This is a genomic window from Archangium sp. (assembly GCF_036388035.1).
In the GTDB taxonomy this organism is placed as follows: domain Bacteria; phylum Myxococcota; class Myxococcia; order Myxococcales; family Myxococcaceae; genus Archangium.
On sequence record NZ_DASVSO010000131.1, the window covers coordinates 1 to 10,513 of the forward strand.

General features: G+C 70.1%; 8 protein-coding genes. All 8 read left to right on the forward strand.

Annotation, left to right across the window (positions count from 1 at the left end):
• Positions 1-46 precede the first annotated feature (46 nt).
• The 8 genes from VF697_RS05850 to VF697_RS05885 all read left to right on the forward strand — a co-directional run bounded on the left by VF697_RS05850 (position 47) and on the right by VF697_RS05885 (position 10,376).
• Complete coding sequence (locus VF697_RS05850) at positions 47-706, forward strand: hypothetical protein (protein WP_331092497.1); 660 nt, start codon at positions 47-49, stop codon at positions 704-706.
• 33 nt (positions 707-739) lie between these two features.
• Positions 740-3,379, forward strand: a complete 2,640-nt coding sequence (locus VF697_RS05855; RefSeq protein ID WP_331092498.1) for a RiPP maturation radical SAM C-methyltransferase — start codon at positions 740-742, stop codon at positions 3,377-3,379.
• A 3-nt stretch (positions 3,380-3,382) separates the two neighbouring features.
• Positions 3,383-4,660 (forward strand): lanthionine synthetase LanC family protein, encoded by a 1,278-nt coding sequence (locus VF697_RS05860; protein WP_331092499.1) that lies wholly within the window; start codon positions 3,383-3,385, stop codon positions 4,658-4,660.
• Between the two features lie 3 nt (positions 4,661-4,663).
• Complete coding sequence (locus VF697_RS05865) at positions 4,664-5,560, forward strand: MsnO8 family LLM class oxidoreductase (RefSeq protein WP_331092500.1); 897 nt, start codon at positions 4,664-4,666, stop codon at positions 5,558-5,560.
• 143 nt (positions 5,561-5,703) lie between these two features.
• The gene (locus VF697_RS05870; RefSeq protein WP_331092501.1) at positions 5,704-5,862 is read left to right on the forward strand and encodes a hypothetical protein; all 159 of its coding nucleotides are present in this window, start codon (positions 5,704-5,706) and stop codon (positions 5,860-5,862) included.
• A 350-nt stretch (positions 5,863-6,212) separates the two neighbouring features.
• Positions 6,213-6,368: a hypothetical protein gene (locus VF697_RS05875; RefSeq protein WP_331092502.1), complete on the forward strand. Its 156-nt coding sequence runs from the start codon at positions 6,213-6,215 to the stop codon at positions 6,366-6,368.
• A 347-nt stretch (positions 6,369-6,715) separates the two neighbouring features.
• Entirely contained in the window at positions 6,716-6,874 is a 159-nt protein-coding gene (locus VF697_RS05880; RefSeq protein ID WP_331092503.1) for a hypothetical protein, read from the forward strand.
• 265 nt (positions 6,875-7,139) lie between these two features.
• Positions 7,140-10,376: a lantibiotic dehydratase gene (locus tag VF697_RS05885; protein WP_331092504.1), complete on the forward strand. Its 3,237-nt coding sequence runs from the start codon at positions 7,140-7,142 to the stop codon at positions 10,374-10,376.
• Positions 10,377-10,513 lie beyond the last annotated feature (137 nt).

The window sequence follows — 10,513 nt, forward strand, 5'->3', positions numbered from 1 at the left end:
AGGTAGAAAGCCCCGGTTCCCCGAAGGTGGGGACCGGGGTTTTTTCATGGCCAACGACTCGGAGCTGCAGCAGGAGCGGGACCAGCGCATCGCGGAGCTGGAGGCCCGCCAGCGGCGGCGCGGGGTGGGGGTGAAGGCCCCGGTGGCCGTGCTCGCGATGGTGGTGGGCGGGGCGTTGCTGAGCATGCTGTGGAAGGACCTGGCGTACTTCTTCTCGCCGCGCACGCCCCTCACGCTGGGCGCCGAGGGCGCCTACCGCTACGAGCTCCTGGAGTCCAACCGCTACGTCCAGGTGCATGGCCTCCCCACGGCCCGAGGCGCCTATGGCCGCGAGGGCGAGGACGTGTACGTGGTGGTGGGCCTGCGTGACTCCCCGTTCCTCGTGCGCCGGCGCGCGTTGCCGGGGGAGGAGTGGGCTCCGGGGCGGGTGCCACGTCAGCCCGACCAGCGACCCTTCGGGGTCCGGGGGCGGCTGCTGGCCGAGGCGGACGCGGAGCGCTACCGCGAGGGCTTCACGCTGCTGCGGGAGATGGGGGAGGTGCGGCCCCAGGACGGGCGGCTGTGGCTCATCGTCGAGGGGGAGCGGCCGGGCGCGGACCGGGGCGTCCTCCTGGTGGCGGGAGTGCTGCTGGCCTTCATTTTCGGCAACCTGGCGTTGCTGGTGCGCGGCCTGGGACTGTCGACTCGGAACCAGAACTTCGTGTAAACTTATGGAAACACTAAGTTCTGGATATTCCTAATGCGCATCGTCTTGGTGGCAATGCCGTGGCACTCGCTGGACACCCCCTCGCTGGCGGTGGGCATCCTCCACGAGCGCGTGAAGAAGTGCCGGGATGCCCATGAGGTCCAGGACGTCTACGCGCACCTGAAGTGGGCCGAGTACATGATGGCCCGCTCCAAGGGGAAGCTCAAGCCGGCGGACTACGAGCAGGTCACCGACGTGGGCATCTTCCTCGGCATGGGGGATTGGATCTTCTCCCCGGCGCTGCACGGCACGCCCGAGTGGAAGGTGGCCGAGTACGGTGCCTACCTCCAGGCGGCGCGCGGAGGCATGTCGGACGTGCTGCTCGAACTGCACCGGTGGACGCCTGACTTCATCGAGCGGCTGGCGAGCCAGGTGCTCGCGATGAAGCCGGACGTGGTCGGCTTCACCAGCACCTTCATGCAGAACGTCCCCTCGCTCGCGCTGGCCAGGCGCCTCAAGCAGCTCGCCCCGAACGTGGTGACGATGATGGGCGGGGCCAACTGCGATGGCACCCAGGGCGAGGCGCTGCACCGCAACTACGAGTTCCTGGACTTCGTCGTACGGGGCGAGGGCGAGCAGACCTTCGTGGACGTGCTGGACGCGCTCAACGGACACCTGGGCTTCGAGGGCATCGAAGGGCTGTGCTGGCGCAAGGAGGGGCGGCACGTCTCCAACCCGGATCGCAAGCACGCCTTCCCGTCCGCCGAGATTCCCGCGCCCAACTATGACGCTTACTTCGCGGCCATGGCCAACTCCCCGGTGCGGGCCCGCGTCGAGCCCAAGCTGGTGATGGAGGGCGCGCGCGGGTGCTGGTGGGGCGAGAAGCACCACTGCACCTTCTGCGGCCTCAATGGCTCGTTGATGGCCTTCCGCAGCAAGTCTCCCGAGCAGCTCTGGCAGGAGGTGCAGCAGACTGTCCGGAAGTACCAGACGCTCGACGTCATCATGGTCGACAACATCATCGACCATAAGTACTTCAAGGGCCTGCTGCCCCACGTCGCCCAGTCGGGGCTCAACCTGCGCCTGCACTACGAGGTGAAGTCCAACCTCACCGCGGATCAGATCAACGTCCTGCGAGCCGCGGGGGTGGTGAACGTCCAGCCGGGCATCGAGAACCTGAGCAGCCACGTCCTCAAGCTGATGGCCAAGGGCGTGGGCGGCTGCCACAACGTGCAGACCGTCCGCGAGTGCGAGGAGCAGGGGCTCACCGTCTCGTGGAACTACCTGTACGGCTTCCCCGGCGAGACGACGGAGGACTACGCGGACATCATCGCGCAGATGCCGGCCCTGGTGCACCTGCAGCCGCCCAGCGGTGCCGTCCGCATCGCGCTCGAGCGCTTCAGCCCCAACTTCGAGAACCTCGCCCTCGGCTTCTCCGAGCGCAAGCCGTTCGGCTTCTACCCCATCATCTACGGGCTGCCCGACAACGAGCTGATGGACCTGGCCTACCTCTTCGAGACCCCGGCCCAGGGCATCCGCGGGGACATCACCCAGCAACTGAGCAAGGCCGTCTCCTGGTGGCGGGAGAACTACAACCGCGGGGACCTGACGTTCCGCGATGACGGCCAGCGCATCTACATCCGGGACCGTCGGGCGGGCTGGACGTCGGCGGACCACGTCCTCGAGACGCCGTGGGAGGTGGCCCTCTTCCGCTCGCTGCGGCGGCCCCAGTCGCCCACCACCGCCGCGGGCGCGTTGCGCACGGCTGGCCAGGAGGTGACGCCCGAGGAGATCGCCCAGAAGCTCGCCGGGTGGCGCAAGCTGGGGCTCGTCTTCGAGGAGGACGGTCGCTTCCTCCTGCTGCCCGTGCGCGCGAGCCTCCAGCGCATCCGCCAGCCCGCCAACGCCACCTCCCAGGTGACCAGCCCGGCACGCCCCGAGGGCCTGCCGTCGGATGGGCCCGGGGGCAGGGCGGTGGTGCCGCTCCCGCTCTCCGCGCTCGCCACCGGGGAGAGGGTAGGGGTGGATCGGCTCGCGGTCTCCTTCCAGCCCGAGCAATGGGAGCAGCTCGTCCAGGCCCTGGAGGCCCGACCCATGGGGCCCGCCGTGGCCGTGGTGCTCGAGGGGCCCGCGCCCGGTGCCTGGGCCTCCACGCAGCAGCTCGAGCGGCTCGTCGCCCGCGGCGTGGTGGAAGTCCAGGTGCCCTGGGAGATGGAGATTGGCCCGCGCGAGGCGGAGCGGAGCGTCCACTTCCTGCGCTTCCTGCGCGACTGCACGGCCCAGCGCGTGCGGGTGCGCTGGCACGGGGACGTCTCGGGCCCGGTGAGCGCGCGGGCGCTGCGGCACCTCGAGCCGCCCGAGTCGGGCAACCAGGCCGAGGTGGTTCGTGCGTGGAACGAGGCGCACGCCTACGGCGGGAGCTACTGGCGCTCGGGGCCCGGCTTCGCGTTCATCAAGGACTCACGCCCGGGGCCGGATGCGGTGTCCCGCTTCACCCTGGACGAGGGGCCCCTGCGCGAGATCTTCACCCGCCTAGCCACTCCCCAGCGACTGGCGGACCTGGGGGAGGACCCGACGACCCGCGAGGTGGTGGAGAGCCTGTGTGAGGAGGAGCTCGTCCTCCAACTGGGCGACTGGCTCGTCGCGCTGCCCTATCAGCTCCGGCACTGGCCCATCCCCTTCGTCTGCATCTGAGCCATGCCCACCTCCTGGACTCCGCTGCTCTCCGGCTCCCTCCAGGCCCAGGCCCTGGAGGCCCTCCGGGACATCGTCACGGACGTGGTCGCCACCCCGCGGGAGAAGCTGCCCCCCAATCTCCTGACGGGCCATGCCGGTTTCGCGCTCTTCTTCGACATGGTTTCCCGGACCCTCGACTCGCGCCTGTTGGACGAGGTGGGGGTGTGCCTGGAGCGGGCCACGGAGCTCTTCGTGCTCGCTCGCGAGCGGCGTCCGGTGGCCGGGCTTCACATGGGCCTGAGCGGCGTGGGCTGGGCCGCGGCCCGCATCGCCGCGAACCACCCCGGCCTGGACGTGGAGGAGCTGTGCGAGGCGACGGATGAGCTGGTGGAGCGGGAGCTGGGCCGCTCGCCCTTCCCGCACCCCTGTGACATCCGCGATGGCGTGGCGGGCCTCGGGCTGTATGCCCTGGAGCGCATGCCCCATCCCTCCGGGCGCCGGCTGCTGGAGCGCGTGGTGGAGAAGCTGGAGGAGCTGGCCCAGCCCCAGGGGGATGGCGTCTCCTGGCCCATGCCGCGGGCCTACTGGGCCCTCCACGGGCCCGAGGCCTCCTTCCCCCGGGGCCTGTACATGATGGGCCTGGCCCACGGGGTGCCCGCCGTGCTCGCCGTGCTCGCGGCGGCCCATGCGCACGGGGTGGCCCGGGAGCGGGCCGAGGCCCTGCTCGAGAAGGGCTTCCGCTGGGTGGCGCGCCAGGCCCAGCCCGAGGGCCCTCCGCGCTTCCCCATGCACCTGCACGGGGAGGAGCCCTTCGCCGACCCCTACGCGCGCTTCAGTTGGTGCGCCGGCAACCCCGGCATCGTCGGGGTGCTGTGGTGGGCCGCCCGGGTGTGGGGCCACCCCGAATGGCGGGCCCGCACGCTGACGTGGGCCACCGAGGTGGCGCGCGAGGCGTTGGACCAGCCCAGGCCGCACAGCTCCAACCTGTGCTGTGGCACGGCGGGCACCGCCCACGTCTTCCACCGGCTGTTCCGCGCCACGGGCGTGCCTCTCTTCGAGGAGGCCGCCGTGCTCTGGACTCGGCACACGCTGGCCCTGCGCCAGCCCGGCGTCGGGGTCGGAGGCTACGTGCTCGGCCAGTTCGCCCAGGAGCCGGAGCGCGCCGTGGCCGATCTCCAATTCGGTGCCGCCGGCACCGCGCTCGCGCTCCTGGCCGCCGTCTCGAACGTCGAGCCGGACTGGGACCAGGCCTTCCTCTTCTCGCTCACGCCCGATCGGGCCTCCAAGCCAGGGACATAGCCCATGCGACTCGGAATCCTCGACTTCTGCCCCATCCGCAAGGGACGGCCTCCCGCGGAGAGCCTCTACGAGTCCGTGGAGCTGGCCCGCGAGGCCGATGCGCTGGGCTACTCGCGCTACTGGCTCGCCGAGCACCACGAGCTGGGCCTGGCGCACCACAGCCCCGAGACCCTCATGGGCCTCATCGCCGGCTCCACCGAGCGCATCCGCGTGGGTGTGGCGGGCATCCTCATGGGGCTCCACTCCCCCATGCGCGTGGCCAAGGTCTTCAAGGTGCTGGAGGCCTTCTTCGCCGGACGGCTCGACCTGGGCGTGGGGGCGGGGAGCGCCGAGCCGCCCGTGCTGGCCGCCATGCGGGACGGCGCGCCCATGGTGGGGGACCATCGCCAGGACTACGTGCGGCGCGTGAAGGCGCTCCTGGAGTTCCTGCGCGGCGAGTCCCCTCTGCACTTCAATCCCCTGGGCGTGGCGCCTCCTCCCGTCTGGGTGCTGGCCTCGGGGAGTCCAGAGACGGCCTCGCTGGCCGCCTCGCTCGGCACCTGCTTCGGGCACTCGCTCATCCACCCGAAGAGCCGGGACGACGCGGGCCTCGCCGCGCGCTACGTCGAGGAGTTCCGCCCCCGGCCGGACATGCCCAAGCCGCGGTGGGTGGTGGCCGTCACGGGCCTGTGCGCCGAGACCGAGGCCGAGGCCCGGCGGCTGGCCAGCCTCTCCTCGGACGATCCCAAGTCCGGGCTCGAGATCGTGGGCAGCCCCGCGCAGTGCCGCGAGCGCTTCCAGGCCCTCTGCGAGCGCTACCGCACCGACGAGATCATCTTCAAGGACTTCGCCCCGGATGCCGAGTCGCGCCTGCGCTGCCACCGCCTGCTGGCCGAGGCCCTCCAACTCACGAACAAGTGAGCTTCCCCGCCGTCCAGGTGATTCGTCAGTAGCTTGCTTGACAGCTCGGGTAGTTTCTCTTATTCTTTTTTCACTGAGAGCGGCACTTTCCGGCTAGCCGGTTTTCCGCCTTCAGCCCCACCCCACGTAGCGAGGAGCGAGTCATGGACAACCAGAACAAGCTGAACATGAAGCTGTCCCTCAAGAAGGAGACGCTCAAGACCCTGAATGACTCCGAGGTCGCCCTTCTCGACGGCGTGGTCGGTGGCACCTGCATCATCACCATCGTCATCCGTACCGCGCTCGACTCCGCGGTGGAGTAGTTCGCCTGCCCCCGCCCGGGAGGGCTGTCTCTCCTCGGTGGGGCCGTCGCCTGGCCGCCGCGAGTCTCCTCGCACAGGCCGGTGCGGCACACTGCTCCAGGGGGTGTTCTCCTCCCTCTGGAGCAGTTTTTTTTTGGGACTCCTGATGCTGCCTGGGCCTCGCGGTCCGCGCTCGGTGAGATTCCCCCCGCCGTCGTGCTGAACCAGCCCGCATGTTTTTTTTCACTGAGCTTGCTGGCCCGTTTGACAAGCGGGCAAGTATTTCTTATCTTATTAATCACTGAGAGCGGGGGCGCCGGGCAATCCGGCTTTTTCGCTCGCAGCCCACCCCACGTAGCGAGGAGCAGGTCATGGACAACCAGAACAAGCTGAACATGAAGCTTTCCCTCAAGAAGGAGACGCTCAAGACCCTGAATGACTCCGAGGTCGCCCTTCTCGACGGCGTGGTCGGTGGCACCTGCATCATCACCATCATCATCAGCTTCGCCGATCAGGCCGCGGAGTAATTCGCCTGCCCCCGCCCGGGAGGGCTCTGTCTCTCCTCGGTGGGGCCGTCGCTTGGCCGCCGCGAGTCCCTCGCACAGGCCGGTGCGGCACACTGCTCCAGGGGGTGTTTTCCTCCCTCTGGAGCAGTTTTTTTTTGGGACTCCTGATGCTGCCTGGGCCTCGCGGTCCGCGCTCCGTGAGCTTTCCCCCGTCGCGCTGAACCAGCCCGCCTGTTTTTTTTCACTGAGCTTGCTGACTCGTTTGACAAGCGGACAACTCTTCCTTATCGTAGTAATCACTGAGAGCGAGGGAGCCGGGTTATCCGGTTTTTTGCTCGCAGCCCACCCCACGTAGCGAGGAGCGAGTCATGGACAACCAGAACAAGCTGAACATGAAGCTGTCCCTCAAGAAGGAGACGCTCAAGACCCTGAACGACTCCGAGGTTGCCCTTCTCGACGGCGTCGTTGGTGGCACCTGCTGGATCACCATCGTGATCACGCTGGCCGACCAGGCCGCGGCGGAGTAGTCCGCTCGGGCCGCGTCGGAGTCTCGACGTGGCCCTTCGCTCCAGGCCTCTCGTGAGGGGGGTCTGGGGTAGTCCGAATCCGGAGTGGGTCGTGAGCGGCTGAGGTCCAGGATGGAGACCCGGCGGTTCATGATTCCCGGAGTCGGTCGCCTGCACGGCAGGCAAGGCGGGTAGGGGGAATTCCCGCCCTGGCATTGATGCCCGCGCAGGCCTCGTGGAATCCTTTGGTTTTCCCTCCCAAGGCTCGCTCTCCGGGTGCCCCATCATGACTGATTCCCTGAACGAAGCCCGTGCCTTGCCGGCCTTCGCCCCATCGGGATTCTTTGCCTTCCGCACCCCGCTGCTTCCCTTCGATGCCCTGGTGGAATGGGCTCGGGAGCTCGGCGCGGCCACTGCTTCCGGGACGCAGCTCGAGGAGGCGCTGAAGAAGGATCAGCTCGCGCTGCGCGAGCGGTTGCGCCGCTGGGTGGCGGATCCGGTGGTGCGCGAGGCCCTCTTCATCGCCTCCCCGGTGCTCGACGAGAGCCTGTCCGCCTGGGAGTCCACGCCGGAGTCGGAGCGCGGACAGAAGGTGGAGCGGACCCTGGTGCGCTACTTCGCGCGCATGGCCGGTCGCGCCACGCCCTTCGGTCTCTTCGCCGGCAACTCGGTGGGACGCATCGGCCCCCACACCCGGCTGCACGTCTCCGAGCGCACCGCCATCCGCCGCCACACGCGGCTGGACATGGACTACGTCTGCGCCCTGGTGGAGCAGGTGCGCGCCACCCCCGAGGTGCGAGACGCCCTGCGCTACGTGCCCAACTCCAGCCTCTACCGCTCCGGCGGCCGGCTGCGCTACCTGGAGATGCGGGTGCGCGGGAGAGATCGCTCCTACCACCTGGTGGGCGTGGAGCCCTCGCCCTACCTGGAGGCCACGCTGGAGCGGGCCCGCGGGGGCGCGAAGCTCCAGGAGCTGGCGGCCGCGCTGGTGGCGAGCGATCCCGACATCACCCTGGAGGATGCCCGCCCCTTCGTGGAGATGCTGGTGTCCGAGCAGCTCCTGGTGCCCACCTGGGCCGCGCCCGTCACCGGCGCCGAGCCCGTGCCCCACCTCATCGCGGGCACGCGCGACGTCCCCGGGCTGGCCGAGGTGCGGCAGCGGCTGACGGGCGTCCACGAGCAGCTGTCCCGACTGGACTCGGGGGCCCCGGGCCACGCGCCGGCGGCCTACCTGGAGGTGGCGCGCAGCCTGGAGGCGCTGCCCACACCCGTCGAGCTGCCCCGGCTCTTCCAGGTGGACATGTTCCGCCCGGCGCCCGAGGCGAGCCTCTCCTCGCGAGTGGTGGACGAGCTGCTGCGCGGCGTGCAGGTGCTGCAGTCCATGACCCCGCCCAAGCGCGAGGACCATCCGCTCAATCGCTTCAAGTCCCGCTTCCTGGAGCGCTACGAGAGCCGCTCGGTGCCGCTGGTGGAGGCGCTGGACGAGGAGAGCGGCATCGGCTTCGCCGTCTCCAAGGCGCCCGGGACGGCCACGGGCCCGCTGCTGGCCGGCCTCTACTTCCCCCAGGAGGGCGGGGGCGGCGAGAAGGCGAACTGGGAGCCCCGCCACAAGCACCTGCTGCGCCGGTTGGAAGCCCTCTGGGCCACCGGGGGGCACGAGCTGGTGCTCACCGCCGAGGACTTGGCCGCGATGAAGACCTCGGAGCCGTGCCCGCTGCCGGATGCCTTCGGCGTGGTGGGCACGGTGGTTGCGAGCTCCGCGGAGGCGGTGGACCGGGGCGAGTTCCAGGTGTCGCTGGAGAACCTCCATGGGCCCTCGGGCGCCATCTACCTGGGGCGCTTCTGCCACGGGGACAAGGAGCTGGACGGCTACGTCCGCGAGCACCTGCGCGCCGAGGAGGCGCTGCGGCCGGACGCCGTCTTCGCGGAGATCGTCCACCTGCCGCAGGGCCGCATGGGCAACGTCATCTGCCGGCCCCAGCTGCGGCGCCATGACATCGCCTTCCTCGGGGAGTCGGGCGCGGACGGGCAGGAGCGCATCGCGCTGACGGACCTGATGGTCTCCGTCGAGGGCAACCGCGTGGTGCTGCGCTCGCAGCGGCTGGGCAAGGAGGTCATCCCCCGGCTGAGCAACGCGCACAACTACACGACGTACGGCCTGGGCGTGTACCGCTTCCTGTGCATGATGCAGAACCCGCACCGCATGGGCCTGAGCTTCCAGTGGGGCCCCCTGGCGAGCGCGGACTTCCTGCCGCGGGTGGTGAGTGGCCGGACGGTGCTCGCGCTGGCGCGCTGGCTCGTCGACGGCAAGACGCTGCGCGAGTGGGGCGAGGCCGAGGGCGCTCAGCGCTTCGCCGCCGTGCAGCGCTTCCGTGCGAAGGCGCGGCTGCCCCGGTGGGTGAGCCTGCGCGACGGCGACAACCAGCTCCCCGTGGACCTGGACAACGCGTTGAGCGTGGAGACGCTCGTCCAGCTCGTGAAGGGACGCCCGCGCACCACGCTGGAAGAGCTCTTCCCCGGGCCCGACGCGCTGTGCGTGGAGAGCCGCGAGGGCCGCTACGTGAACGAGGTGGTGGTGCCCTTCGTGCGCCAGGCTCCCACCGCTTCCCGCCCGGCTCCGGCGCCGGTGCCGCGCTCCACCCCCCGCCGCTTCCCGCCCGGCTCCGAGTGGCTCTACCTCAAGCTCTACGGTGGCTGGGCCACCCTGGACCGGCTGATGGGCAGCTCGGTGGGCGAGGCCATCCAGAAGGTGACGGGCTCGGGCGCGGCGGACCGCTGGTTCTTCCTGCGCTACAAGGACCCCGACGAGCATGTGCGGCTGCGCTTCCACGGGACGCCCGCGCGGCTGGACGCGGAGGTGTGGCCCGCGCTGCGCGCCGCCTGCGCGGCCAGCCTGGACGAGGGGACGGGCTGGCGCGTGCAGCTCGACACCTACGAGCGCGAGGTGGAGCGCTACGGCGGCCCCGTCGGCGTCGAGCTGTCCGAGGAGCTCTTCACCGCGGACAGCGAGGCCGTGCTGTCCATGCTCCAGGCCTACCCCGGTGACGCGGGCGCCGAGCTGCGCTGGCGCATGGCCATCAAGGGCATGGACGCCCTGCTGGACGACCTGGGGCTGACGCTGGAGGGCAAGCTGGCCGTGGAGGAGCGCGCCCGCGCCGCCTTCCACGCCGAGTTCCGGGTGGACAAGCGCTTCGAGGATCAGCTCAGCCAGCGCTACCGCCGCGAGAGCCGGGGCCTGGAGACGCTGCTGACGGCGCCCCCGGACGCCCGGGGTCCCGCCCAGGCGGGGTTGGTGGCCCTGCGGCGCCGGAGCGAGCGGCTGCGTCCGGTGGTGGAGCGGCTGCGCCAGGCCGAGCGCGAGGGGCGCCTGTCCGTCCCCATCGAGCGGTTGGCCGACAGCTTCCTCCACATGCACGTCAATCGCATGATGGTGGAGGACCAGCGGGCCCAGGAGCTCATCTTCCATGACTTCCTGGTGAGGCTGTATCGTTCGCGCCTGGCTCGAATGAAGAAGGGCACATGAGCGACAACCCGCAGCAGCTCTTCCGGCAGGAAGCGCTGACGCACCATGCTCGACCCGAGGCTCGGGGCAGTCTGCTCCAGCTCTCGCCGGTGTGGGCGCGCAGCGCGTATTGGATCGTCGTGGCGCTGGTGGTGGTG

Coding starts and splice junctions, on each gene's coding strand:
- VF697_RS05850 (WP_331092497.1), top strand. CDS start 47: ATGGCCAACGACTCGGAGCTGCAGCAGGAGCGGGACCAGCGCATCGCG.
- VF697_RS05855 (WP_331092498.1), top strand. CDS start 740: ATGCGCATCGTCTTGGTGGCAATGCCGTGGCACTCGCTGGACACCCCC.
- VF697_RS05860 (WP_331092499.1), top strand. CDS start 3,383: ATGCCCACCTCCTGGACTCCGCTGCTCTCCGGCTCCCTCCAGGCCCAG.
- VF697_RS05865 (WP_331092500.1), top strand. CDS start 4,664: ATGCGACTCGGAATCCTCGACTTCTGCCCCATCCGCAAGGGACGGCCT.
- VF697_RS05870 (WP_331092501.1), top strand. CDS start 5,704: ATGGACAACCAGAACAAGCTGAACATGAAGCTGTCCCTCAAGAAGGAG.
- VF697_RS05875 (WP_331092502.1), top strand. CDS start 6,213: ATGGACAACCAGAACAAGCTGAACATGAAGCTTTCCCTCAAGAAGGAG.
- VF697_RS05880 (WP_331092503.1), top strand. CDS start 6,716: ATGGACAACCAGAACAAGCTGAACATGAAGCTGTCCCTCAAGAAGGAG.
- VF697_RS05885 (WP_331092504.1), top strand. CDS start 7,140: ATGACTGATTCCCTGAACGAAGCCCGTGCCTTGCCGGCCTTCGCCCCA.